23 protein-coding genes are annotated in these 24,949 nt (G+C 71.4%); 9 read left to right on the forward strand and 14 right to left on the reverse strand.

The window, feature by feature from the left end:
- Nucleotides 1-19: 19 nt before the first annotated feature.
- Nucleotides 20-799, forward strand: coding sequence for a MerR family transcriptional regulator (locus OG430_RS09405; protein WP_327351980.1), 780 nt, complete (start codon nt 20-22; stop codon nt 797-799).
- Here the strand turns inward: OG430_RS09405 and OG430_RS09410 are convergent.
- The 9 genes from OG430_RS09410 to OG430_RS09450 form a co-directional block, all read right to left on the reverse strand.
- Nucleotides 786-1,493, reverse strand: coding sequence for a hypothetical protein (locus OG430_RS09410; protein WP_327351981.1), 708 nt, complete (start codon nt 1,491-1,493; stop codon nt 786-788). The genes OG430_RS09405 and OG430_RS09410 overlap by 14 nt on opposite strands.
- 152 nt (nt 1,494-1,645) lie before the next feature.
- Nucleotides 1,646-2,422: a DivIVA domain-containing protein gene (locus OG430_RS09415; RefSeq protein WP_327351982.1), complete on the reverse strand. Its 777-nt coding sequence runs from the start codon at nt 2,420-2,422 to the stop codon at nt 1,646-1,648.
- A gap of 68 nt (nt 2,423-2,490) precedes the next feature.
- Nucleotides 2,491-3,309, reverse strand: coding sequence for a hypothetical protein (locus OG430_RS09420; RefSeq protein ID WP_327351983.1), 819 nt, complete (start codon nt 3,307-3,309; stop codon nt 2,491-2,493).
- A 212-nt stretch (nt 3,310-3,521) separates the two neighbouring features.
- The gene (locus OG430_RS09425; RefSeq protein WP_327351984.1) at nt 3,522-5,705 is read right to left on the reverse strand and encodes a 3-hydroxyacyl-CoA dehydrogenase NAD-binding domain-containing protein; all 2,184 of its coding nucleotides are present in this window, start codon (nt 5,703-5,705) and stop codon (nt 3,522-3,524) included.
- A gap of 94 nt (nt 5,706-5,799) precedes the next feature.
- Complete coding sequence (locus tag OG430_RS09430) at nt 5,800-7,014, reverse strand: acetyl-CoA C-acetyltransferase (RefSeq protein ID WP_327351985.1); 1,215 nt, start codon at nt 7,012-7,014, stop codon at nt 5,800-5,802.
- 58 nt (nt 7,015-7,072) lie between these two features.
- A complete protein-coding gene (locus OG430_RS09435; protein WP_327359016.1) occupies nt 7,073-8,215 on the reverse strand; it encodes an acyl-CoA dehydrogenase family protein in 1,143 nt (380 codons plus the stop codon).
- 230 nt (nt 8,216-8,445) lie between these two features.
- Nucleotides 8,446-9,462 carry an LLM class F420-dependent oxidoreductase gene (locus OG430_RS09440; protein WP_327351986.1) on the reverse strand — a complete coding sequence of 339 codons (1,017 nt, stop codon included), beginning with the start codon at nt 9,460-9,462 and terminating at the stop codon, nt 8,446-8,448.
- Nucleotides 9,462-10,709, reverse strand: a complete 1,248-nt coding sequence (locus OG430_RS09445) for a CaiB/BaiF CoA transferase family protein (protein WP_442816458.1) — start codon at nt 10,707-10,709, stop codon at nt 9,462-9,464. The genes OG430_RS09440 and OG430_RS09445 overlap by 1 nt, the downstream gene beginning before the upstream one ends.
- A gap of 129 nt (nt 10,710-10,838) precedes the next feature.
- On the reverse strand, nt 10,839-11,159 hold the full coding sequence (locus OG430_RS09450) for an MmcQ/YjbR family DNA-binding protein (protein WP_327359017.1): 321 nt from the start codon (nt 11,157-11,159) through the stop codon (nt 10,839-10,841).
- Nucleotides 11,160-11,386: 227 nt separating this feature from the next.
- Between OG430_RS09450 and OG430_RS09455 the strand changes: the two genes are divergently transcribed.
- Nucleotides 11,387-12,586 carry a saccharopine dehydrogenase family protein gene (locus tag OG430_RS09455; protein WP_327351988.1) on the forward strand — a complete coding sequence of 400 codons (1,200 nt, stop codon included), beginning with the start codon at nt 11,387-11,389 and terminating at the stop codon, nt 12,584-12,586.
- On the opposite strand, the gene OG430_RS09460 is transcribed toward OG430_RS09455, so the two are convergent.
- The 3 genes from OG430_RS09460 to OG430_RS09470 form a co-directional block, all read right to left on the reverse strand.
- Nucleotides 12,583-13,293: an endonuclease V gene (locus tag OG430_RS09460; protein WP_327351989.1), complete on the reverse strand. Its 711-nt coding sequence runs from the start codon at nt 13,291-13,293 to the stop codon at nt 12,583-12,585. The two genes, OG430_RS09455 and OG430_RS09460, sit on opposite strands and share 4 nt — an antisense overlap.
- A 99-nt stretch (nt 13,294-13,392) precedes the next feature.
- The gene (locus tag OG430_RS09465) at nt 13,393-14,058 is read right to left on the reverse strand and encodes a response regulator transcription factor (protein WP_327359018.1); all 666 of its coding nucleotides are present in this window, start codon (nt 14,056-14,058) and stop codon (nt 13,393-13,395) included.
- Entirely contained in the window at nt 14,040-16,112 is a 2,073-nt protein-coding gene (locus OG430_RS09470; RefSeq protein ID WP_327351990.1) for a sensor histidine kinase, read from the reverse strand. Before OG430_RS09470 ends, OG430_RS09465 begins: the two co-directional genes overlap by 19 nt.
- Before the next feature lie 209 nt (nt 16,113-16,321).
- Here OG430_RS09470 and OG430_RS09475 point away from each other — a divergent pair, with 209 nt between their 5' ends.
- A complete protein-coding gene (locus OG430_RS09475) occupies nt 16,322-17,281 on the forward strand; it encodes a CPBP family intramembrane glutamic endopeptidase (RefSeq protein ID WP_327351991.1) in 960 nt (319 codons plus the stop codon).
- A 26-nt stretch (nt 17,282-17,307) separates the two neighbouring features.
- Nucleotides 17,308-17,607 carry a YciI family protein gene (locus OG430_RS09480; RefSeq protein ID WP_327351992.1) on the forward strand — a complete coding sequence of 100 codons (300 nt, stop codon included), beginning with the start codon at nt 17,308-17,310 and terminating at the stop codon, nt 17,605-17,607.
- Nucleotides 17,608-17,618: 11 nt separating this feature from the next.
- Here the strand turns inward: OG430_RS09480 and OG430_RS09485 are convergent, their stop codons facing one another.
- Nucleotides 17,619-18,821: a WD40/YVTN/BNR-like repeat-containing protein gene (locus OG430_RS09485; RefSeq protein ID WP_442816459.1), complete on the reverse strand. Its 1,203-nt coding sequence runs from the start codon at nt 18,819-18,821 to the stop codon at nt 17,619-17,621.
- Nucleotides 18,822-19,058: 237 nt separating this feature from the next.
- On the opposite strand from OG430_RS09485, the gene OG430_RS09490 reads away from it, so the two are divergent.
- Nucleotides 19,059-19,472: an SsgA family sporulation/cell division regulator gene (locus tag OG430_RS09490; protein ID WP_327351993.1), complete on the forward strand. Its 414-nt coding sequence runs from the start codon at nt 19,059-19,061 to the stop codon at nt 19,470-19,472.
- A gap of 164 nt (nt 19,473-19,636) precedes the next feature.
- On the opposite strand, the gene OG430_RS09495 is transcribed toward OG430_RS09490, so the two are convergent.
- Nucleotides 19,637-20,311: a GOLPH3/VPS74 family protein gene (locus OG430_RS09495; protein ID WP_327351994.1), complete on the reverse strand. Its 675-nt coding sequence runs from the start codon at nt 20,309-20,311 to the stop codon at nt 19,637-19,639.
- A gap of 325 nt (nt 20,312-20,636) precedes the next feature.
- Between OG430_RS09495 and OG430_RS09500 the strand changes: the two genes are divergently transcribed.
- From OG430_RS09500 to OG430_RS09515, 4 genes are all read left to right on the forward strand, one after another.
- Nucleotides 20,637-22,286, forward strand: a complete 1,650-nt coding sequence (locus OG430_RS09500) for an ABC-F family ATP-binding cassette domain-containing protein (RefSeq protein WP_327351995.1) — start codon at nt 20,637-20,639, stop codon at nt 22,284-22,286.
- Nucleotides 22,287-22,359: 73 nt separating this feature from the next.
- Nucleotides 22,360-22,854, forward strand: a complete 495-nt coding sequence (locus tag OG430_RS09505; protein ID WP_327351996.1) for a DUF6174 domain-containing protein — start codon at nt 22,360-22,362, stop codon at nt 22,852-22,854.
- Nucleotides 22,855-22,989: 135 nt separating this feature from the next.
- Nucleotides 22,990-23,766, forward strand: a complete 777-nt coding sequence (gene ddaH, locus OG430_RS09510; RefSeq protein WP_327351997.1) for a dimethylargininase — start codon at nt 22,990-22,992, stop codon at nt 23,764-23,766.
- A gap of 200 nt (nt 23,767-23,966) precedes the next feature.
- Nucleotides 23,967-24,947 carry an acyl-ACP desaturase gene (locus tag OG430_RS09515; protein ID WP_327351998.1) on the forward strand — a complete coding sequence of 327 codons (981 nt, stop codon included), beginning with the start codon at nt 23,967-23,969 and terminating at the stop codon, nt 24,945-24,947.
- Nucleotides 24,948-24,949 lie beyond the last annotated feature (2 nt).

A 24,949-nucleotide genomic window follows, 5' to 3' on the forward strand; every position in this document is an offset into this window, starting at 1 on the left:
GGGGAGATGGAGCGCAGGCATGACGACCGAGCCAGATACAGAGGCGGCGCCGACGCTGACGGTCGACGAACTGGCCGCGCGCGCCGGCGTCACCGTCCGCACCGTCCGCTTCTACAGCACGCGCGGACTGCTGCCGCCGCCCGTCATCGGCCCCCGCCGCGTCGGCCGCTACGGCCCCGAGCATCTGTCCCGGCTCGCCCTCATCGAGGAGCTGCAGCACCACGGTCTGACGCTGGCCGCGATCGAGCGCTATCTGGAGCAGCTGCCGCCGGACATGAGCGAGCACGATCTCGCCATCCACCGCGCCCTGGTGGCCAGTTGGATCCCGGAGGGCGCCGAGGAGACGAGCCGCGAGCAGTTGGAGCGGCGGGCCGGGCGCGCACTGACCGAGAGCGACCTGGACCGGCTCGCCGCGATGAACGTCCTGGAGCGCACCGCCGCCCCCGACACCTTCCGGATCGACCCGGGCATCCTGCACCTCGGGGTCCGACTCCTCGACGTACCCATCGCGTTGGAGACGATCCTGGCCGCCCGCACGGTGATGCTGGAGCACTCGCGCGAGGCGGCGAAGGAGCTGACGCGGCTGTTCCAGGACGAGGTGTGGGGTCCGTACAGCGAGAAGGAGCGCAACCCGGAGGCGGTGGAGGCGATGAAGTCCCTGTCCGCCCACATGCAGCCGATGGTGATGCAGGCGCTGGTCACGGCCTTCCAGCGGTCCCTCAAGGAGGAGCTGCGAGCCCGCTATCCGGGGTCCGCAGCACCCTCCCGCGCAGAGCGCGGAGCGGTCAAGGGAGCTTGACCGCTGCCGCGTTCGCGGTGATGTCCTGGCCCGTGGCGCTCTGCAGCAACCGCTCGGCGAACATCTTCGACAGCTCGGCGAGGGCGCTGGGCCGGTCGGCGAGGTCGGTCGCACCCTTGCTCTTGACGATGCCGATGAACTTGCCCTGCTGGAGCAGGACCGTCTGGTCGCTCGCGTCGGAGCGGTACTGCGGGTTGTAGCCGTAGGCGTACGTCTGCTCGGCGACGTTGGCCGTCGGCGCGGCCTTGTACTGGTCGGGCTTGTTGGTCGCCTCGTACTTCCAGTCGGCGAAGGCCCGGGTGGCCTGGCTCGCGTTCTTGAAGACGATCACCTTGAAGTCGGCGCTGTCCTTGTTGTCGGCGCTCTGCCAGCCGACGAAGCCACTGGCCACGGAGCCCTTGCACTTGCCGGCGGGGACACAGCCCTTGACCGCCTTGCCCGAGCGGGCTTCCTCCGTCTTCACCGTACGCAGGGTCGGCGGCATGGCGTCGGCGGGCGGCAGCACCTCGTCCACCGTGAGCAGACCGGTGCGGGACACCGCGCCGGCGCCGGGCACGGCCGGGGCCGCGTGGCCCGAACGGCCGTTGCGGTTCTTCTTCTTGTTCTTCTTGCCCCCGCAGCCCGTGAGTGCGAGCGACAGGGCGAGAACCCCGATGCCGACACCCTGGACGGCGCGATGCGATGCGAACCGCATGGTGCGGCTCCTCCCCGTTGTTTCCTTGCGTGTTTCCTTGCGAGTTGAACGGCTGCAGGGCGGTCCGCCCCGCAACTCCCCGTTTGTATCAAAGACATAAGTGCGCCCGGAGTGCGGGGCTCCGGGCGCACACCGCCTTCACGTCGCGGTCATCAATGGCTCATGAAAGGGCCCGGCGGAGGCGGGGACGCCGCCCCCAGATAGGCGTCGGCACGGCGGTCGACCGCGTCCAGGCCGTCGGCGACAGTGACCGTCAGGCCGCTGCGGTATTCGGCCACCAGGCCGCGCAGACCGGCGAGTTGCCGCTCGAGGGAGAGCCGGGAGCTGTTGAGCGCCGCCAGCTCCGAGCGTCTGGCGTGCAGTTGGCGGTCGAGGTCGGCGGCCTCCGCGGCGACCTGCGCGCGACCGCGCTCCACCGCCTCCTGCCCGGTACGCCGCGCCGCCTCCACCGCCTCCTGCCCTGTGCGCCGCGCCGCCTCCGCCGCCTCCTGCTCGATCCGGGCCGCCCGCTCCTGCGCCTCGCTCAGGATCCTGGTCGCCTCGGTGCACGCGGAGGCCAGCGTCTGCTCGGCGGTCCGGTCGGCCAGGGCCAGCACTCGTGCCGCGAACTCGCCGTCCGCCGGGGCGGGTTGCGCGGGGGCCTGGTCCAGCCGGCCGCGCAGGGCCGCGTTGTCCCGGTAGAGCCGGTCGAGGGTGACCTCGACGTCGTGCAGGAAGCTGTCGACCTGCCCCAGGTCGTACCCCTCCCGCAGCCGGGCCGTGGTGAACCACTTGTGGTGTACGTCGTCCGGGGTGAGCAACGGCCGGTCCTGGCCCGGGAATTCCGGGTGCCGGTCGTGGTGGCCGGCGGCGTCCGGCCCCATGTGGCGCGCGGTGCTGACGTGCGCAGCGGTGGGCTCCTCGGCGGAGCGGGTATCCCCCACGGCCATCTGCCTTTCTGTACGGTCGGGCGGCGTCCTTCGGGCGAGACGGCGGCCTCGCGGAAACCGGTGCGGCGTCAGTGCGCGGCGATCAGCAGCGCCCCCGTCGCCAGGGCCGCCGCGGCCACCGTGGTCAGGTGCCAGCGTGCGAGGAGGCCCTGGGCCGCCCGCTTCCGTGCCGCGACCCGGAACCCGATGACCGCGAGCCGCACCACGATCCCGGCGACGAGCGCGAGCCCCAACGGAAGCGCGGTCTGCGACAGATGGAGGGCGAGCGCGGCGAGGACGCCGGCCGCCGGACTCAGACAGGCGAGCAGCAGCCACGGCCCGAGGGGTTGGCGTGCGTCGTGCAGCATCGCCCCGAGGGCGAGGCCGTTGCCCGCCGAGGTCACGAGCAGCGCCAGACAGACCGGCACGGAGAAGACGAGGGCCAGCGTGGTCCCCTCGACCACGCGGTGCACGGCCAGGGCGGTCGCGGCGCCGAGCCCGGCGGACAGCACGCCGGCGGCCTCTTCGATGCGGCGGTGCCGGCCCGGTGCGTGGGCACCGCGGCTGCGCGCGGCCACCCGTCGTGGGTGTGCGCCTTCGTGCCGGGTGAGGCAGGAGACGAGGACGTACGAGAGTGTCGCGGCCGCGAACGGCAGCCAGCCGGGGACTCCGGTCAGAACGCTCTCGTGCCAGGTCTCCGGCACCAGGTCGACCACGACGGTGGTGAGCATGGTGCCCGAGGCGAGCAGCAGGACGAGCGCCGCATGGCGTGCGGTGCGGCCCGCGAGGAGGATCCCGGCGGCGGTGGCGGCCGCCATCACGGCGACGGCGATCCAGGCGCGGTCCTCGAAGAGCAGGGCGAGAGCGGCGAGCAGGGACAGGAAGGGGTGGGGTTCCGCCAGTGGCATCGTGCTTCCTCTCGCGCCGTTCCCCGATCACACGCACCGGAGGACCCAGCCCGGTCACACGTACGGGATGAATCAGACTCTCCGGACTATTCGTTCATCGCTTTCGAGCGTGCCCACCCGTTCCGCGCGTCAATCCCGTGAAACGCGTCGTCGGCGACCGCGAGGCCCGAAGGGCCCGCAGCCGCCGACGAAGTGTCAGCCGCGGCGCACGGTCACGCGTCCGTGAACTTCTCGCCCTTCTCGGCCTTTTCGACGAGCAGCGCGGGCGGCAGGAACCGGTCGCCGTACCGCTCGGCCAGCTCACGGGCGCGCGCCACGAATCCGGCGAGCCCGCCCTCGTACCCGTTCATGTACTGCACGACACCACCGGTCCAGCCCGGGAATCCGATGCCGAAGATGGAGCCGATGTTGGCGTCGGCGACCGACGTGAGGACGCCTTCCTCGAAGAGCCGGACGGTGTCGAGGGCCTCCGAGAAGAGCATGCGCTCCTGCATGTCCTCGAAGGGGATCTCGGCGCCCTCGCGGGTGAAGTGCTCGCGCAGGCCCGGCCAGAGGCCCGCGCGCTTGCCGTCGACGTACTCGTAGAAGCCCGCCCCGGCCGCGCGTCCCTTGCGGTCGAAGTCGTCGATCATGCGGTCGATGACGCCCTCGGCGGGGTGCGAGGGCCAGGTGCCGCCCTCGTCCTCGATGGCCTTCTTCGACTCGTTGCGGATCTTGCGCGGGAGGGTGAGGGTCAGCTCGTCCATCAGGGAGAGGACCTTCGCCGGGTAGCCGGCCTGGGCCGCGGCCTGCTCGACGGAGGCGGGCTCGATGCCCTCGCCGACCATCGCGACGCCCTCGTTGATGAAGTGGCCGATGACGCGCGAGGTGAAGAAGCCGCGCGAGTCGTTGACGACGATCGGCGTCTTGTTGATCTGCCGTACGAGGTCGAAGGCGCGCGCCAGGGCCTCGTCTCCGGTGCCCGCGCCCTTGATGATCTCGACCAGCGGCATCTTGTCGACGGGCGAGAAGAAGTGCAGGCCGATGAAGTCGACCGGACGCGAAACCCCCTCTGCCAGGGCGGTGATCGGCAGGGTGGAGGTGTTGGAGCAGAGCAGCGCGTCGGGCTCGACGATGTCCTGGATCTCCTGGAAGACCTTGTGCTTGAGCGCCGGGTCCTCGAAGACCGCCTCGATCACCGCGTCGCAGCCCGCTACACCCTGTGGGTCGGCGGTCGGTGTGATCAGGGCGAGCAGCGCGTCGGCCTTCTCCTGAGTGGTACGGCCACGGGAGACGGCCTTCTCGCACAGCTTGACCGAGTAGCCCTTGCCCTTGTCCGCGGCCTCCTGGGACACGTCTTTGAGGACGACCTCGATGCCGGCGCGGGCGCACGAGTAGGCGATGCCCGCGCCCATCATCCCGGCGCCGAGGACGGCGACCTTGCGGGCCTTGCGCTGCTCGATGCCCTTGGGGCGGTTGGCACCGGAGTTGACGGCGCTCAGGTCGAAGAAGAACGCCTGGATCATGTTCTTCGCGACCTGGCCCGTGACCAGCTCGGTGAAGTAGCGCGCCTCGATGATCAGCGCGGTCTCGAAGTCGACCTGGGAGCCCTCGACGGCGGCCGCGAGGATGTTGCGCGGGGCCGGGTAGTTGGCGCCGTTGGTCTGCTTCTTGAGGTTGGCCGGGAAGGCCGGCAGGTTGGCGGCGAACTTCGGGTTGGCCGGGGTGCCGCCGGGGATCTTGTAGCCGGGCTTGTCCCAGGGCTGGACCGACTCCGGGTTGGCCTCGATGAAGGCGCGGGCCTTCTCGATCATCTCCTCGGGGGTGGCGGCCACTTCGTGGACCAGGCCGTTCTCCAGGGCGCGCTGCGGCGAGTACTGGGTGCCCTGCAGCAGGACCTTGAGGAGCGCGTCGGCGATGCCCATGAGGCGGACGGTGCGGGTGACGCCGCCGCCCGCGGGGAGCAGGCCGAGGGTGACCTCGGGCAGGCCGATCTTGGAGCCCTTGGCGTCGAGGGCGACGCGGTGGTGCGAGGCGAGCGCGATCTCGTAACCGCCGCCCAGGGCCGCGCCGTTGATCGCGGCGACGACCGGCTTGCCGAGGGTCTCGATGCGGCGCAGCGAGGACTTGATGGCGGTGCCCGCGTCGAACGCCAGCTGGGCGTTCTCCGGGCCGATCTGGATCATGTCCTTGAGGTCGCCGCCCGCGAAGAAGGTCTTCTTCGCGGAGGTGTAGATGATGCCGCGGATGGAGTCCGGGTTCTCGGCGAGGGCGGCCTCCGCGCGGTCGGCGATCGCCGCGATGGAGTCCTTGAACGCCTGATTCATGGTGTTCGCGGACTGGTTCGGGTCGTCCAGGACGAGGGTGACGATGCCCGTGTCGTCCTGTTCCCAGCGGATGGTGGTGCTCTCGGTCATTTCTACGTCTCCGTATGAAAGCTCAAGGAAGCTTCCGCAAAGAGCTCGGGGGAGCTCAAGGAAGCTGGGGAAGTGGGCTGGATCCGCTGGGGAGTTACAGGCGCTCGACGATCGTGGCGATGCCCATGCCGCCGCCGACGCACAGCGTGGCCAGGCCGTAGCGCTTGTCCTGGCGCTCCAGCTCGTCGACGAGGGTGCCGAGGATCATCGCGCCGGTCGCGCCGAGCGGGTGGCCGAGAGCGATGGCGCCGCCGTTGACGTTGACCTTGTCCAGGGACAGGCCCATGTCCTTGACGAAGCGCAGGACGACCGCCGCGAACGCCTCGTTGATCTCGACGAGGTCGATGTCGTCGATGGTCAGTCCGGCCTTGGCGAGGGCCTTGCGGGTGGCCGGGGCGGGCCCGGTGAGCATGATGGTCGGCTCCGAGCCGGAGACCGCGACGGAGACGATGCGGGCGCGTGGGGTGAGGCCGTACCGCTCCCCCACCTCCTTGTTGCCGATGGCGACCAGGGAGGCGCCGTCGACGATGCCGGAGGAGTTGCCGGCGTGGTGCACGTGGTCGATCTTCTCGATCCAGTGGTACTTCTGCAGCGCGACCGCGTCGAAGCCGCCCAGGTCGCCGATGTCGGCGAAGGACGCCTTCAGCTTGGCGAGCGAGTCGGCGGTGGTGCCGGGCCGCAGGTGCTCGTCGTGGTCGAGGATCGTCAGGCCGCTGCGGTCCTTGACCGGCACGACGGACCGCGCGAACCGGCCGTCCTTCACGGCGTTGGCCGCGCGCTCCTGCGAGAGGGCCGCGTACTCGTCGACGTCCCGGCGGCTGAAGCCCTCGATGGTGGCGATGAGGTCGGCGCCGATGCCCTGGGGCGCGAAGTTGGTGTCCCAGTTGGTCATCGGGTCGGCGAACCAGGCGCCGCCGTCCGAGGCCATCGGCACCCGCGACATCGACTCGACGCCGCCCGCGAGCACCAGGTCCTCCCAGCCCGAACGGACCTTCATGGCCGCCATGTTGACGGCTTCCAGGCCCGAGGCACAGAAGCGGTTCTCCTGTACGCCGGCCACCGTGTCCGGCAGTCCTGCGGCGATGGCCGCGATCCGGGCGATGTCGGAGCCCTGGTCGCCGACCGGGCCGACCACGCCGAGCACGATGTCGTCGATCGCGGCCGGGTCCAGGGACGGGAAGCGGGCCTGGATCTCGTGGATCAGGCCGACGACGAGGTCGATGGGCTTGGTGCCGTGCAGGGCGCCATTGGCCTTGCCGCGCCCGCGCGGGGTGCGGATCGCGTCGTACACGTACGCTTCGGTGCTCAAGGTCTCAAGCCTTTCAGGGGTGCGGAATGAGGGTGGCTGTGCAAGGCGGCCGGGAGGGCTAGGGCAGCAGGGAACGCCCGATGATCTCCTTCATGATCTCGGTCGTACCGCCGTAGATGGTCTGGATACGGCCGTCCGTGAAGGCCCTGGCCACGCGGTATTCGGTCATATAGCCGTAGCCGCCGTGCAGTTGCAGACAGCGGTCGGCGACGCGTTTCTGCAGTTCCGTGGCCCACCACTTGGCCATGGAGGCGTGCACGGCGTCGAGTTCCCCGTTCGAGTGATCGACGATGCAGCGGTCGAGGAACGTACGGGTGACGGCGCACTCGGTGGCCATCTCGGCGATCTCGAACCGGATGTGCTGGAGCTTGGCCAGCTTGCGGCCGAAGGCCTCGCGCTCCTGCACGTACTGCATGGTGATTTCGAGGAGGTACTCGGCGGCGGCGATCGCGGCGACCGCGATGCCCATGCGCTCCTGCGCGAGGTTGGTCATCAGGTGGATGAAGGCGCCGTCGAGCTCGCCCAGGAGATTCTCCTTGGGGACCTTCACCTCGTTGAAGAACAACTCGGCGGTGTCCTGGGCCTTCTGGCCGATCTTGTCCAGGTTCCGGCCGCGCTCGAAGCCCTCCATGCCGCGCTCGACGACGAGGAGCGACAGGCCCTTCGCGCCACCTTCCGGCGTCGTCTTGGCGACGACGATCACCAGGTCGGAGATGATGCCGTTGGAGATGAAGGTCTTGGAGCCGTTGAGCAGCCAGTGGTCGCCCTTGTCCTCGGCGGTCGTACGGATGCCCTGGAGGTCGGAGCCCGCGCCCGGCTCGGTCATGGCGATCGCGGTGACGATCTCGCCGCTGCAGAACTTGGGCAGCCAGCGCCGTTTCTGCTCGTCGGTGCCGAGGCCGGTCAGGTAGGGCCCGATGATGTCGTTGTGCAGGCCGACCGCGAGCCCGGCCGCGCCCGCGCGGGTGAACTCCTCGGCGAGGACCGCGCTGTAGCGGAAGTCGGTGTTCCCGCCGCCCCCGTACTCCTCGGGCACGGCAAGCCCGAGCAGCCCCTGCTTGCCGGCCGCGAGCCAGGCCTCGCGGGAGACGATGCCGTCCTTCTCCCACTGCTCGTAGTGCGGGGTGACCTCCTTGGTGAGGAAGGTCCGCACGGCCTCCCGGAAGGCCTCGTGCTCGGCGGTGTAGAGCTGCCGCTTCATGCCCGAGGGCGTCTGTGGCGTCTGTGACGTCATGGAACTCGATGCCTCCTTGGGCCTAGGTCCTGTCGTCAAATTCCCGTCGTTGCCCGAAGGGCGGCCGTGCGGCGTCCGGTGCGTGCTCTCGGCGTGCCGCCCGGAAGGTCTCGTACTGGACGTACTTGGCCTTTCGGGTGGTGCGGCGAGAGTGCGTGCCGGGCGTCGCACGGCAGACGGGAATTTGACGACAGGGCCTAGAGCCAGCTCTTGACGGTTTCGACCAACTTGGCCGGCTCGGGGCCGACCGGAATGACGTTGAGCATGGTGACGCCCGCCGCGCGGAAGGCCTCGACGCGCTCGCGTACGTAACTCTCCGGTCCGCACAGGGAGATGAGCTCGCAGAACTCGTCGGGGACAGCCGCTTCGGCTTCCTTCTTCTTGCCGGAGAGGTAGAGCTCCTGGATGCGCTTGGCTTCCTTCTCGTAGCCGTACGCGACCGCCAGGTCGTTGTAGAAGTTCTTGCCCGGCGCGCCCATGCCGCCTACATAGAGCGCGATTTGGGGCCGTGCGAAGTCCCGGATCGCGGCGGCGTCCTCGCCGATGGCGAGCAGACCGCCCGCGACCGTCTGCAGCGGGCCCAGCTCCGGGGAGCGCTTGGCGCCGCCCTCGGCGAGCGGCGCGCCCCACACCTGGTGGGCCTTCTCCGGGATGAAGAGCGTGGGCAGCCAGCCGTCGGCGATCTCGGCCGTCATCCGCACGTTCGCCGGGCCCAAGGAGGCGACGTAGAGCGGGACTTCGGAACGCACCGGCCTGGTGAGGATCTTCAGCGGCTTGCCCAGACCACCGGGCCGGGGCATGTCCGTGATGCCGTGGTGGTCGATGACCTCGCGGCGCAGGATGCGGCGGGTCAGCTCGATGGCCTCGCGGGTGCGGCCGAGCGGCTTGTCGTACGCCATCCCGTGCCAGCCCTCGATCACCTGCGGTCCTGAGGCGCCGAGGCCCATGATCGCCCGGCCGCCGGAGATCGCGTCGAGGCCGGCGGCGGTCTGGGCGATGAGGGCGGGGGTGCGGGAGTAGACGTTGAGGATGCCGGCGCCGATCTTCATGCGCTCGGTCTTCGCCGCCAAGTAGCCCATGATCGTGGGCGAGTCGAAGCCGTAGGCCTCGGCGACCCACACCGCGTCGAGGCCCGCCGCTTCAAGGGCGGCGGCCTGGTCGCAGGCCTCGCGCGGATCTCCGCCGGAGTAGGCGAGCGGAATCGAGAGCTCCATCAGGCGTCGTCCTTCTTCCGGTCCTCGGTCTTCGTCCGGTCCTGGGTCTTCGTCCGGTCCTGGGTCTTCGTCCGGTCCTGGGCCAGGCTCGGGACGTCCCAGTCGTCGGCCACCTCCGCGGTGTCCGCGCCGGGCTGGGCGGGTGCCGTACGTACGCTGCCGGGCGTCGCCGAGAAGCGGGGCGCGGGTGCCGGCTGGGTGATGCCGCTGTGCTCGACGAAGGTGCCGCGGGCCGCGAGGTGCGGGTGGCCGGGGGCCTCGCGCAGCGAGAGGACGGGCGCCACACAGGCGTCGGAGCCCTCGAAGAGCCGCGTCCATTCGTCGCGCGTACGTGTCTTGAACTGCGCCGCGATCGCCGCCTTCAGGTCGCCCCACGCGGCCAGGTCCTTGCGGGCCGGGGCCTGGTCCTTGATGCCGAGCATCTCGACGAACTCGTCGTAGAACTGCTGCTCCAGGGCGCCGACCGCCATGTAGCCGCCGTCAGCCGTCTCGTAGGTGCCGTAGAAGGGGCAGCCGCCGTCCAGCAGGTTGGCGCCGCGCCGGTCCTGCCAGCCGCCGGCCGCCATCATGCCGTGGATCATCGCGGACAGATGCGCCGTTCCGTCGACGATCGCGGCGTCCACGACCTGTCCTTCTCCCGTCACGCGCGCGTGCTGCAGTGCGGCCAGCACGCCGACGACGAGGTAGAGGGAGCCGCCCGCGTAGTCCCCCACGAGGTTCGCGGGGATCGCCGGGGGCTCGTCCGGGTTGCCGATCATGCCGAGCGTCCCGGTGATCGCGATGTACGCGATGTCGTGCCCGGCGCTCTGGGCGAGCGGGCCCTGTTGCCCCCAGCCGGTCATCCGGCCGTACACCAGGCGGGGGTTGCGGGCCTTGCAGGCGTCCGGGCCGACACCGAGGCGCTCGGCGACGCCGGGTCGGTAGCCCTCGATGAGGATGTCGGCGCGCTCGACCAGGTCGAGGACCCGGTCCGGGCCGTCCGGGGACTTCAGGTCGACCAGGACGGAGCGCTTGTTGCGGTTGGTGATGTCGTACTGCGGGTTCACCGCGAGCCCGCCGCCGCCGGGGCGGTCCACCCGCACGACATCAGCGCCGAGGTCGGCCAGCAGCATCGCGGCGAACGGGCCCGGCCCGATGCCGGCCAGCTCGACCACCTTGACGCCGGTGAGCGGGCCCTGGCGCCCGGTCGGTGTGCCTGCCGTCCCTGCCGTCCCTGTCGTCCGTGACGTCCCTGCCGTGCCTGTCATCAAGCCCCCAGCACTGTGACACAACTGATGTAACATCAGCGATGTTAAGAACGCGTTCCACTCCGCACAAGACCTGGCGAGCAAGCGCTTAGAAATCTCCTGGCGCAGCCTGCCGCACGCGGCCCGGATTCACCGCGCGTCCAGCTCCGCGACCTGCTTCTTCGGTGCGATCGCCCGATAGCTCTCCTCCACCCAGTCGCACAGCAGCTCCGCCGCGGGTGCCCCCTTCTCCGCCAGCGCGATGCGCACCCAGCCCGCCTTGCCCAGGCCGTACCCGGCGGGCTCGACCCCGGGAAAGGACAGGGCGTGGGCATGCGCCTCGGGGTCGGTGAGCTTGACCGTCATGCCCATCGGGTAGCTGCCGTCGGCCATGCCGAGGAAGACGAACACCTTCTTGCTGACCTTGGCGGCGGACTCGCCCCAGGGGAATTCCTCGACGGCGCCCGGCATCCCGAGGGCGCAGGCGCGGGCCTTCTCCCAGCGCGCGACGGCGGCCTTGGGCGGCTTCGCGGCTGAGGCCTTGGGCGGCTTCGCGGTTGAATGTCCGGCCGGCTTTTCAGCCGGTTTGCGGTCGGTGGCCATGGCACTCCTCCGGGGTCCTCGGACTGCTCTGCACCACGCACGCTAGCCTCGGCCACCGACAACGGCGCGAGAGCTGAACCGAGGGGTGCGAGGACATGGCCGACCAGGACAAGTCAGGGCGTACGGAGCGTACGTACGACATCGTGCTCTTCGGTGCCACGGGATTCGTCGGGGTGCTCACCGCCGAGTACCTGGCCGAGCACGCACCCGAGGGACTGCGCTGGGCCCTCGCCGGGCGCAGCGAGGCCAAGCTGGAGAGCCTGCGGGAGCGGCTGGCCGGGATCGACAAGCGGTGGGGCGACCTTCCGCTGATCCGGGCCGAGGCCGACGACCCGGCCGCGCTGCGGGAGATCGCCCAGAGCGCGCGCGTGGTGGCCAGCACGGTCGGCCCGTACATCACCTACGGGCAGGATCTGGTCGCGGCCTGCGCGGACACGGGCACGGACTATCTGGACCTCACCGGTGAGCCGGAGTTCGTCGACCTCATGTACGTGCGGCACGACGCACGCGCGCGGGAGACCGGTGCGCGCCTGGTGCACGCGTGCGGCTTCGACTCGATTCCGCACGACCTGGGGGTGCACTTCACGGTGCAGCAGCTCCCCGAGGACGTGCCGCTGCGGGTCGACGGTTTCGTACGGTCCAACGCCACGTTCTCCGGCGGTACGTTCGCCTCCGCGCTGACCGCGTTCGCGCGCGGCCGGCAGACCCTGGCGGCCGCGCAGGACCGGCGCCGGTACGAGCCGCGCGTGGTGGGCCGGCGCGCGTACGCCCCGGTGAGCGCGCCGCGGTACGCCAAGGAGGTCGGCGCCTGGGCGGTGCCGCTGCCGACGATCGACCCGCAGATCGTGCAGCGCTCGGCCCGGGCCCTCGCCCGGTACGGCCCCGACTTCCGCTACCGGCACTACGCCGCCGTCAAGCACCTGTCCGTCGCGCTCGGCGGCGCCGCCGCGATGGGCGCGCTGGTCGCCGCGGCCCAACTGCCGCCCGCGCGGCGCTGGTTGTCGGGCCGGGTCAAGCCGGGCGAGGGCCCGAGCGAGGCGCGGCGCGCCAAGAGCTGGTTCTCGGTGCGCTTCGTCGGCGAGGGCGGCGGGCGCCGGGTGTACACCGAGGTCTCGGGCGGCGACCCGGGCTACGACGAGACGGCGAAGATGTTCGCCGAGTCGGCGCTCTGCCTCGCCTTCGACGAGCTGCCCGAGACGTCCGGGCAGGTCACGACCGCGGTCGCGATGGGCGATGCGCTGATCGACCGGCTGCGCGACGCGGGGATCAGGTTCCGGGTCGTCGCGGTTCGCTAGGGGGTGTCCCGCCCCTGGCCCGCCAGGGCCTCTGCCAGGGCGCGTCGGCACAGTGAGTCGGCGCGCCTGGTGGTCTCCGGGAGGCGGTAGCGGGGCGCCAGGTGGAGGGTGTGCGCGACCGCCGTGTCCAGGCCGACGCGATGGCCGACCGACACATAGACCGGCTTCACCCCGGCTTGCGTACGGACGGCCCGGCCGACCTCCTGCGCACCGTCGAGCAGGGCGGCCGCGCTCCCGCGCGGGTCGTCGATTTCGGCGTGCGTGAAGCCGAAGGGGTTCTTGGCGACGCCGATCGTGGCGTATCCGCCGAGCACCCCTAGATGACTGGCGAGTCCGAAGCGGCGCGGGTGCGCGAGGCCGTACCCGTCGCACACGACGAGGCCGGGCTCGGCCGTGAGCTCCTCGAGCGCGGCGAGGACGGTGGGTATCTCGCGGAAGGCCAGGAGCCCGGGAACGTACGGGAACGAGATCCGCCCGACCGCGGTGGCCTCCTCGACGACCTCCAGGGTCGCGGCGTCCAGCACCACGGCCGCCGCGACGACCACGTCACGCTCGTCGTCGTACGCGACATCGACGCCGGTGACATGCCCCGTGCCCGGCGGTGGTCCGGGTTCGCCGAGCACGACGCGGGTGCGCAAGTCGTCCTGGACGGCGCGGGCTTCGGCCTCTGTGGTGGGCCAGTCGGCCGGGATGCGTACGTTGATCATGATGTGCCAGAGCGTACGCGGCGGCGGGATTCGGGCGCACGGAATATCGCGTCCGGAATCGGGGCCCGATCCGCCTGCCCTTCGGGACCGCCGCTGTCGTCACCCCGTCCCGCGCGGCCGCGCAAGCCCGGTGTCGTACGCGAAGATCGTGGCCTGCACCCGGTCGCGCAGGCCCAACTTGGCGAGCAGCGCGTTGACATGGGACTTGACCGTGCCGACCGTCACGCCCAGCGACTCGGCGATCTCGGCGTTGGCCAGGCCCGCCGCGACCAGGGAGAGCACCTCGCGCTCGCGCGGGGTGAGGGACTCCAGCGGGGCGGTGTCCGGCGCGGTGGGGGCGGCCGTACGCGCGAAGGTGTCGATCAGGCGGCGGGTGACGGTGGGGGCGAGCATGCCGTCGCCACAGGCCACGACCCTGATGCCGGTGAGGAGTTCGTCCGGCTCGGCGTCCTTCAGCAGGAAGCCGGAGGCGCCTGCGCGCAGGGCGTCGTGCACGTAGGCGTCCTGGTCGAAGGTGGTCAGGACGAGGACCCGCGGAGCGTCCGCCCGGCCGGTGAGCAGGCGGGTCGCGGTGAGGCCGTCCATGCCGGGCATCCGGATGTCCATGAGGACGACATCGGGGGCGAGTTCGGCGGCAAGCTCCACGGCACGGGCGCCGTCCGCGGCCTCGGCCACGACGTCCAGATCGGGTTCGGCGCCGACGATGGCCGCGAATCCGGCGCGGACCACGGCCTGGTCGTCGACGATCAGCACTCGGACAGTGATGGTGACGTCTCCTTGAGGTCGGAAGGATGGGTGGGCCGGGTCATGGTGACTGTGGGGGCGGCAGGGCCCATCGGAGGCGCGGCCAGCTCCCGCAGCGCGGCGAGGAGTTCGCGCATCGCGGACAGGCCCGCCCGGGCCTGCTCGGCGCAGCCGTCGAGGTCGCCCGTGCCGGCCCGCTGCACCAGCGCCTCCGCCCTGCGCAGGACCGCGCCGCGCAGCTCGGCGGCGATGCGCTGCCGCTCCTCGTACGCCTCGACGACCGCGCCCTGGACCGTCGCCGCGAGCGCGCTGTGCTCGCGGCCCCTGATCCGCTCCCGGCGGGCCCGGACGGCCGCGCCGAGGGCCCAGACCGGGGCGAGGAGAACGACCAGCAGGGCCGTGACGAGGACCGTCATGAACGTCAGGAATCCGGCCGGGTCGGACACGTCGCCGGAGAATTCGGAGAAGTCGGAGAGCTCACCGAGGACGACCAGCGCCGCCGCCAGGCCGGACGCCGTCATCAAGATCGCCGACCACGTATCCCGTGCGCGCCCCGCATGGGCGGCGACCGAGTACAGCGCCACGCCGTCCGCGAAGGCGCCCCCGATCCCCAGCGCCCAGGCCGCCTCCCACTCCACCACCCCGAGGGCGAGTGCCGCAGGGGCGAGCCACGCGGCGGCGAGGACCCCGAGCAGCACCCGCCACGGCTGCTGACGGCGCCACAGCAGGGGCAGCGCGTGCAGGGCCGCGGGCAGCACGGCCACGGCGAACGGCACGACCCCCAAGGTGAGGACGACGAAGAGGGGGATCGCGGCGAGGGCGAGGACGATCGCCAGGTCGGCCGACCGCTCCGGCCGCAGTGTGTGCAGGTGGTGGGCAGCAGCAGGGGTGCGCGGCAGGCTCGCCCGCACCGACCAGCCCGCCGCGCCCTTGCGGGGGCCGACCGTCAGGGTGCCGCCGAGCGCGGCCGCGCGTTCCCGCATGCCGGTGGTGCCGCGGCCCGAGCCCAACCCATCCGGTCCGGATCCCAGCCCGTCCCGTCGCGGTCCCGGGGCCGACCCACCCGGTCCGTCGTCGTCGACCGTGAGTTGCAGGGTTCCGTCGCGTTCGCTCACCTCGACGCGGACGGCGGCCGAGGGGGCGTACCGCAAGGCATTGGTGAGGGCCTCGCGCACGATCCCGAAGGCCGCCTCGGCGACCGGCCCGGTCAGTCCGGCGAGTGGTGGCGCCACCCGGACGGCCGGGCGGAGCCCCAACCGGGCGAACCCGGCGGCGAGTTCGGCGATCCGGTCCTCGAGCGCGCTCTCCTCGTCCGTCGCCGAGGTCCGCATCGCCGTGACCAGGCGGTGCAGCGCGGCCATCGTCTCGCGGCCGCCCTCCGCGGCGAACCGCAGCGCCTCCTCGGCCAGTTCGGGCCTGCGGTCCCCAAGGCGGCGGGCGGCGTCGACGGTGACCACCACGGAGGTGAGGTGATGGGCGCTGACGTCGTGGAGTTCGCGGGCGAGGCGCGTACGTTCGCTCGTGGCCGCGGTCGCCCGTGCGGCCTCCGCCCTCCGCAGGTCCTGGGCCGCGGCAAGGCGGCCCTCGTACCACCGGGCGCGGCCGCGGCCCAGGCCCACGGCGGTGGCGTACAGCGCGAAGTTGACCAGCGCCTCGCCACCCGCCTCGAGCAGCGAGTCGTACCGCACCACGCACCTGAGCCCGGCGGAGACGAGGAGGACGGACGTCACCAGGACCGCCGTCCCGAGCGGGCGGTGCACCGCGACCGAGTAGAGGGCGACCACAACGGCCAGCGAACACATCAGGGTTGCGTCCTCGGCGGCCGGCAGCCCGACGAGCAGCCCTGCCTCGACGGCGAGTGCCGAGGCGACCGGACGGCGGCGGCGCAGTCCGAGCGCCACGGAGGTCACCGCGGCGACGGCAAGGCAGACCACGAGGTCCGGCGCCGCGGGCGTCTCACCGGCGCGCAGTTTCAGACCGGGCCAGAAGGCCAGCTGGAAGGCGGCGACGAGTGCGGGCAGCAGCCAGTCCCGCAGGCACTCCCGCGCGCGCTTCCCTATGTGCTCCGGCTCCATGCGTTCCCCGTGTTCACTGTGTTCCTCGTGCTCCCCGTGTGCCTCGTGCGCCTCGTGTGCCTCGTACGCGCTGCATACAGGCGACGATCATACGGAGGCGGCTCTGCCCGGGGTTGGGGTCCGACGGGGCGGTCTCTATCCCTGGTTGCAGACGGCGGTGGTACGGGCGGCCGATGCCCGGGGCGTACGTCACCGGAATGCTGAGGCACATGACGACCTACCTGCAGACCCCACAGAGCCCGCAGACCCTGCCGCCCCCCGCACTCCCCTACCACCGGCTGGCCCTGTCGAGTGGGCAGCACCGTTGGTGGCGGCCGCTGGCCGGGACGTGTGTGGTGGTCGTCGGCGTCGCCCTCGCCGCGCTGGTGGTGTTCGCCGGCGGCGAGGTGGTGGGGGCGGTCCTGGACCGGCCTCAGGATGCCGACGGTTTCCGGCAGTTGGGGGCGCTGGGCGACACGGCGGTCGCCCTCGCAAGCCTCGCGCTCGGCCTGCCCGTCGTCCTCCTGGCCGCGCGCTGGGCGCAGCGCCGCCCGGCCGGGACGGTGTCGTCGGTGACGGGCCGGGTGCGGTGGGCCTGGCTCGGGCGCTGCCTGGCGCTCGCGCTGCCGCTGACCGGGGCGTCGTTCGGCATCATGGTGCTGCTGCCCGAACCCGCGGACGGTGGCGGCGAGTTGGCGTGGGCGGGGCTCACGCCGTTTCTGACCGGCCTTGCGATGGTCCTGCTCCTGGTGCCGTTCCAGGCGGCCGCCGAGGAGTACGCGTTCCGGGGCTGGCTGGTGCAGGCGGTCGGCGCGTGGTGCCGCTCACCATGGGTCGCGGTGCTGCCGCAGGCGCTGCTGTTCGCCGCGGCGCACGGCTGGGGCACCCCGTGGGGCTTCGCCGACCTGTTCGTCTTCGCGGTGGTCGCGGCCTGGCTGACGATCCGTACCGGCGGCCTTGAAGCGGCGATCGCGCTCCACGTCGTCACCAACCTGCTCCCCTTCGGCCTCATGGCGGGCACCACGGACGGCTTCGCGACCGACGAGACGGCCGCCGACATGGACTGGGCGACGTTCGCCGTCGACGTCCCGATGGTGTGCCTGTACGCGGCAGCCGTCCTGTGGCTGGCAGGGCGGCGCGGGCAACGCACACAGGCGAAAGCACGGGCCGCGGGCGGCCATGAGGGCTGAGGTCGCCGGAAGGTAGCCTCGCGATCATGTTCATTCTCGAGCTCACCTACACCGCGCCCCTCTCCGACGTCGAGAAGGAGATGGAGGCCCACATCGCCTGGGTCGACGAGCAGTTCGCCGCCGGCACCTTCATCGCCTCGGGGCGCAAGAACCCGCGCGACGGCGGGGTCATCCTGGCCGTCGGGGACGACCGCGGTGCGATCGAGGAGATCACCGCGGCCGACCCCTTCACCGTGGCCGGCGTGTGCGCGTACCGCGTCACGGAGTTCATCGCGACGCGTACGGCGCCCGAGCTCGCCGCCTACAAGCAGCAGCCCCGGACCTGACCGGGGAAGCCTCAGCCTTCGAGGCGGGCGATCCTGCCCTTCTCCCCCGAGGCCCAGCACCCGAAGTCCTTGGTGCAGTCCACGGTGTCGTACGACCCCGTGTCGACGGTCTTCCAGGTGCGGCCGCCGTTCGTCGTCACGTCCGTGCCGGTCGGGCCGACCGCGAGGGCGACGGACTTGCTGTGCGGGAACCAGGTGACGCCCGAGCGGTAGGCGGGCGGCGGCTGTGCGGCGAGGTCCCAGGTGCGGCCGCCGTCGTCGCTGACCGCGGCCGCGTCGGGCGAGGCCTGGTCGGCGCGGTAGTCGCCGCCGACCGCGAGGCCGTGCGTACGGTCACGGAAGGCCACCGCGAAGACGCCGCGCGCCGGGTCGCCCGCGGGGATCGGCGAATCGGTCGCCGTCCAGGTCAGGCCCCGGTCGCCGGAGTGCAGCACGCGCGCGTGGGCCGCGCCGCCGGTGGCCAGCCAGACGTCCTTCGACCCGGCGCTGACCAGGCACTGCCCGCTCGCCGCGAACGACGCCTCGCCCTCCTGGGCGGCCGGCATGCCGGTGTTGGGCAGCACCTTCCAGGAACGGCCGCCGTCGGAGGTGGACAGGATGCGGTACTTGCCGTCGACCGGGTCGCTCAGGGCCAGGCCGTGCGAGCGGTCGAAGAAGGTCATGCAGTCGTAGAACGCCTTCGGATCGGTGTTGCGGAACGACTCCGTCCAGGTCGCACCGCCGTCCTCCGTACGGAAGACGCGGGAAGCCTCGCCCTCACCGATGGCGAGCGCCACCGCGCGCCGCCCGTCGAAGGCCTCGATGTCGCGGAACTCGAGCGTCTCGGCGCCCGGCGGCGACACATTGCGCCAGCTCTTGCCGCCGTCAGCGGTGCGCAGCACGGTGCCCTTCGAACCGGCGACCCAGGCGGTGCTCCGGCTGACGGCCGAAAGACCGCGGAAGCGGACCTCGACGCCGCTCGCCTTGAGCTGCCAGCCGGGCTTGCCGGCCAGGCCGTTCGCGGCCGCGCCCGTCATCTCGCCGCTGTCGCCGCTCTTGTACGTTCCCTCGCTCGCGGCCGCCGTTTCGCCGCGGTCCACCCCCCTGGCCTGCGCGGGTCCGGCGAGGGCCGTCGCGGCGAGCGCCGCCCCGCACACCCCCGCGGACACTCTGATTCGCTTGCGCCACTGCTTGCTCGCAGGGCTCTGGCTGCTCGTGTTCCCCATTCCCCTCATGGGCGGCGAAGCTAGCCCACCGCCCCGGCAGCGTCCAGGGTGCGGCCGCCCGCGCAAATATCCCCCGTGCGGCGGTCGCGGCCGGCGGCCCACCCCCCTACCGTGGCGCCGACCCCGCTGGCCCGGGGCCGATTTCGGTGACACAGCTCACGACCCGCCACGTGCACGGATTCCCGCATTCCACCGTCTATGCATGTGCCAGGCCCCATTCATCCAGCTGTCGCAAGGGAGCAGGCGTTGTCCATCGTCATCGAGCAAGCCGTCGAGGCCCGACTCGTCGCCGCCGCGCCGCGCATGCCCACCATCCCCGCGACGCTGCATTACGACCGACGTGATCCGTTCGCCGTCCGTATGGCCTTCCCGGCCCCGGCCACGCTCGAAGGCGTGGACGTGTCCTGGGTGTTCGCCCGTGAGCTGCTCGAGACCGGCCTGGAGAATCCGGTCGGCGAGGGCGACGTACGGGTGCGGCCCTACGGCTACGACCGGACGGTCCTGGAGTTCCACGCGCCCGAGGGCACGGCGATCATCCACGTGTGCAGCGCGGCGGTGCGTACGTTCCTCAAGCGGTCGGCCGCGCTGGTGCCTGCCGGCCGGGAGCACCTGCATCTCGACATGGATGAGGATCTGCTGCAGCTGATGCGGGACGCGTAGCGCTCGGCTCGGTGGGGCGGGATTGGGGCTGGCTCCTCCGTTCTTCACCTGCAGGCCGGTGGGGGCTGGGCGCGCAGTTCCCCGCGCCCCTTCGGGGCGCACCCCAGCGTCGCGCAGTTCCCCCCAGTCCTTTCGGGGCGCACCCGGCGGTGGTTCCCCCCGGACTACGACAGTGACATCGCGTCGATCCGTGCCGCTCGCAGACCCGTGAGCAGCGAGGCGAGCGCCGGAGCCGTGGTCGCGCCCCGCTCGGCGAGGGCCTCGATGCGCTTCTTGTGGCGCATGCGTTCCGCCGTCGGCAGCAGCGTGTTCAGCTCCCCGGCCGCCGCGAGCGCGATCAGCGCCGCGTCGCGCTCCGCGATCTCCGCCACGGGACGGGCGGCCCCCAGCACGTCCAGGGTTTCGGCCCGCAGGCCCTCGACGAACTGCGGCCGTTCCAGCTCGACTTGGCGGTACGGGAAGACGCCGAGCAGCCGCCTGCGGCGGACCCGCAGATACCCGGCCGACACCAGCTCGGCGGCCACCGCCTCCAACGTCGCGTGGGCCCGCACCAGGATCCAGGCCTGCCAGCTGCGCGGGCGGGATGCGGCCATCAGCTCCAGGAGCCCGTCGAGGACCACGTCCCCGGTCCGGCCGTGCGGCACCGGCTCGGCCACACCGTCCGCGTCGCGCAGGAGACCGCCCTGGGCGAGCTCGGTCAGGGCGCCGGCCCGTACCAGGTAGGGCAGGTGCGCGGCGCAGGTCAGGCGGGGGGCGGCGATCACGGGGAACGTCTCGTCCGGAACGTCCCAGGCAAGCAGATACAGCTGGGCGGCAAGCGACAGCGGGCCACTGGGCACGGGAACCTCCCTGCGCGGGGACCTCCCTCTACGCGGCCCAAGATAGGGGTTGACGCCCCCGACCATTGCCCTTTACGGTGTACAAGTCTTGTTCCCGTTGATCGGAGTCGGCCGTTGCGCTACTGAGGTCCTGAGACACGAAGCGATGCAGTGAGTATTTCCTGCCCGCATGGCGTGCGACCTCGGCAGCAGAGCCGAACCTCCCGGAACAGGGCTTTTTTCATGCCCCGATGCCGTCGCTGACGCATCGCTCCTCCGGGCCGTCGCACCCTCGTGTCTCATACGCGCTTGCCATGCCCATTCACGCACGCGCCGGAGGCCGCACATGTCTACCTTCCCCGCTTCACACACGTCCATCACCTGCACCGCGCTCGGCTTCTCGTGGCCCGACGGCACCGAGGTCTTCGACGGCCTGCAGGCCGCCTTCGGCACCGGCCGGACCGGGCTCATCGGCGTCAACGGCTCAGGGAAATCAACCCTGTTGAAGCTGATCGCGGGTGAGCTCAACCCGGGCGAGGGCGCCATCCGCGTCGCCGGCGACGTCGGCTATCTGCCGCAGAACGTCACGCTCGACACCGGCCTGCGGGTCGACGTCGTGCTCGGCATCGCCGAGACCCGTGCCGCGCTGCACGCCATCGAGGCGGGCGACGCGAGCGAGGCCAACTTCACGGCCGTCGGCGACGACTGGGACGTCGAGGAGCGCGCGATCGCCACCCTCGACCAGCTCGGCCTCGGCCACATCGGCCTCGACCGCACCATCGGTGAGGTCTCCGGCGGCGAGTCCGTGCTGCTCAGGCTGGCCGCGCTGCTGCTCGGCCGGCCCGGTGTGCTGCTGCTGGACGAGCCGACGAACAACCTCGACCTGTACGCACGCCGCAGGCTGTACGCGGCCGTCGAGGCCTGGTCGGGAGTGCTCGTCGTGGTCAGCCACGACCGTGAACTCCTCGACCTGGTCGACCAGATCGCCGACCTCAGGACGGGCGAGATCGTCTGGTACGGGGGCAACTTCTCCGCGTACGAGGAGGCCCTGGCCGTCGAGCAGGAGGCGGCGGAGCGCATGGTGCGCGTCGCCGAGACCGATCTGAAGCGCCAGAAGCGCGAACTGGCCGACGCCCACATGAAGTTGGCCCGGCGGGTTCGCTACGGCAACAAGATGTACGCGCAGAAGCGTGAGCCGAAGATCGTCATGAATGCCCGCAAGCGGGAGGCCCAGGTCTCCGCGGGCAAGCACCGCATCATGCACGAGGAGAAGCTGAGCCAGGCCAAGGAGCGCCTCGACGAGGCGGTCGACGCGGTCAGGGACGACGACGAGATCCGCGTCGACCTGCCGTACACGGCCGTGCCGCCGGGCCGGTCGGTGCTCACCCTGAGCGGCCTGATGCTCCGTTACGGGGCGGAGGTCCAGGGCGAGTTCGAGCTGCGCGGACCCGAGCGGATCGCGCTGGTCGGGCGGAACGGCGCGGGCAAGACCACGCTCCTGCGCACCATCAGCGGGGAGCTCGCGGCGCAGGAGGGCGAGGCGGTGGCGCACGTGCCGCTGAGGTTCCTGCCGCAGCGGCTCGACGTGCTCGACGAGAAGCTGTCCGTCGCCGAGAACGTCGCCCTGCGGGCACCCGACGCGACCAACAACCGGATCCGGGCGCGCCTTGCCCGCTTCCTGTTCAAGGGCGCGAAGGCCGACCAGCAGGCGGCCACCCTGTCGGGCGGCGAACGCTTCCGGGCGGCGCTCGCGGCGCTGCTCCTCGCCGAGCCCGCACCGCAGTTGCTGATGCTCGACGAGCCGACGAACAACCTGGACATGGCGAGCGTGAAGCAGCTGACGTCCGCGTTGGAGTCGTACGAGGGAGCGCTGATCGTGGCCAGCCACGACCTGCCGTTCCTGGAGTCGATCGGCATCACGCGCTGGCTGCTGCTCGACGGGAAGCTGCAGGACATCACCGCGGAGGAGGTACGCGAGCTGATGAGTACGCGGTGATCGCGACCGCAGGGGAACCGGTCCCCCGTGGTGAGCGTCGAAAGGGCACTCATCACGGGGGAAGGATCTGTTCATGCACCGAAAGGCAGGCAGGACGGGCAGGACAGGGCTGTACGCGGTGCCGGGCCTGGTGCTCGCACTGGCCCTGGGAGTGACGGGCTGCTCCGACGGGACGCCGCGCGCCTCGACCGGGACGACCGCGCCGGGCAAGGTGCGGGCCGCGGAGTGGGAGGAGCCGGCGGCGTACGCGTACACGCTCGAATCACTCGGCGGTGAGCGCGGCGGCCTCGGGAAGTACCGGATCACGGTGCGCGACCACAAGGTCGTCAAGGCCGTCGGGCTCGACGAGCCGGGGCGGCGGTTCGTCAAGGAGGCGAAACTGGACCGGGTGCCCACCCTCGGGGACCTCCTTGACGAGTACGAGGACGCGCGAGGCAAGGAGCACGCGGACGTGGCCGAGCTGGAGAACGCGGCCGACGGGCATCCGATGCGGATCAACCTCGACTACCTCAAGAACGCGATCGACGACGAGGCGGAGTACCTGATCACGAAGTATCGGCAGGTCTGAGGGGTGCGGCGGCAGGTGTGAGGGATGTGTGGCGGCGGGCCGGAGGCCTGAATCGCGGGGTTCCGCAGGCGGGCCGGGGCACTGCATGATGACCGCCACACGCCCCCGCCGTCGACGCGATACGGAGTCCCGCCCGTGCCCAGCCAGAAGGCGCTGATCCGCCGCCCCAGCCCGCGCCTCGCCGAGGGCCTTGTCACGCATCTGGAGCGGACCGAGGTCGATGCCGATCTCGCCGTCGCGCAGTGGGAGGCCTACGCGGAAGCGCTGCGGGCGCACGGGTGGGAGACCGTCGAGGTGGCGCCGGCCGACGACTGCCCGGACGGGGTGTTCGTCGAGGACACCGTGGTGATGTTCCGCAATGTGGCGCTCATAGCCCGGCCCGGCGCCGAGTCCCGGCGGCCGGAGACGAGCGCGGTCGAGCAAGCCGTGGCGGCGCTCGGGGCCTCCGTGAACTGGGTCTGGGAGCCGGGCACGCTCGACGGCGGGGACGTACTCAAGATCGGTGACACGGTGTACGTAGGGCGCGGCGGGCGGACCAATGCCGCCGGGGTGCAGCAACTGCGGGCCGCGTTCGAGCCGTTGGGGGCGCGGGTGGTCGCCGTGCCGGTGGCGAAGGTGCTGCACCTGAAGTCGGCGGTGACGGCGCTGCCGGACGGGACCGTGATCGGGTACGAGCCGCTGGTGGACACCCCCACGATGTTCGACCGCTTTCTGCCCGTGCCCGAGGAGTCCGGGGCGCATGTGGTGCTCCTGGGCGGCGGCAAGCTGCTGCTCGCGGCGAGCGCGCCGAAGACGGCCGAGCTGCTCGCCGATCTGGGCTATGACCCGGTCGTCGTGGACATCGGCGAGTTCGAGAAGCTCGAGGGCTGCGTGACGTGTCTCTCGGTACGGCTGCGCGGCCTGTACGCATAGACGGCGGTTTCCGGACAAAGAGGATCATGCCGTAGACGTGCGAATCGAGGGAAATCGGTCAGGGGCCACCCCTGATCAGGGATCTCCTTTACTCGACGCTTAACCTACGGTCTCGTAACCTACGAAGCCGTAGGTAAGTACGCCCTACGAACCCGTAGGTCAGCACGCCCGTGATGAACTCCGTCCCCGCAGGAGCCCCCGTGACGATCACCTCTCCCCACCTCGGCAGCTCGGACACCTGGACCGATGCCAAGCTGCTGTACGCCCTGGAGGAGGTGGTGGAGACGGAGCTGAACCGCCATCTCAAGGTCACCAAGGACTGGATGCCGCACGAGTACGTGCCGTGGGCGGACGGCCGCAACTTCCCCGCCTTCTTCGAGGACGGCGAGGACTGGGACCCCAGCCAGTCGAAGGTCACCGAGATCGGCAAGACGGCCCTGATCGTCAACCTGCTGACCGAGGACAACCTCCCCAGCTACCACCACGAGATCGCGTCGCTCTTCGGCCGCAACGGCGCCTGGGGCACCTGGGTGCACCGCTGGACCGCGGAGGAGGGCCGGCACGGCATCGTCATGCGCGACTACCTCCTCGCCTCGCGCGCCGTGGACCCGGACAAGCTCGAGCAGTTCCGCATGATCCACATGTCCGAGGGCTTCGAGTCGGACAACCGGCACTCGATGCTGCACTCGGTGGCGTACGTCGCCTTCCAGGAGCTCGCCACCCGGGTGTCGCACCGCAACACGGGCCACCAGTCGGGCGACCCGGTCTGTGACCGGATGCTGGCGCGCATCGCCACCGACGAGAACCTGCACATGGTGTTCTACCGCAACCTCCTCAAGGCCGCCTTCGAGCTCGCCCCCGACCTGACCATGCAGGCCGTGCGCGACGTCGTCGTCAACTTCCGGATGCCCGGGCACGGCATGCCCGGCTTCGAGCGTGCGGCGGCCCAGATGGCGATCGGCGAGATCTACAACATGCGGATCCACCACGACGACGTCCTGGCGCCCGTCCTTCGCCACCTCAAGGTCCTGCAGATCGACGGGCTCGGCCCGGAGGGGCTCAAGGCGCAGGAGGAGCTCGGCATGTTCATGGGCGGCCTGGACTCCGAGGCCTCGAAGTTCGACGAGAAGCTGGCGGCCCGCAAGGCGCGCATCGCGGCCCGGGCGGCCCAGGCCGGCTGAGT

This window comes from Streptomyces sp. NBC_01304 (assembly GCF_035975855.1).
Taxonomy (GTDB): domain Bacteria; phylum Actinomycetota; class Actinomycetes; order Streptomycetales; family Streptomycetaceae; genus Streptomyces.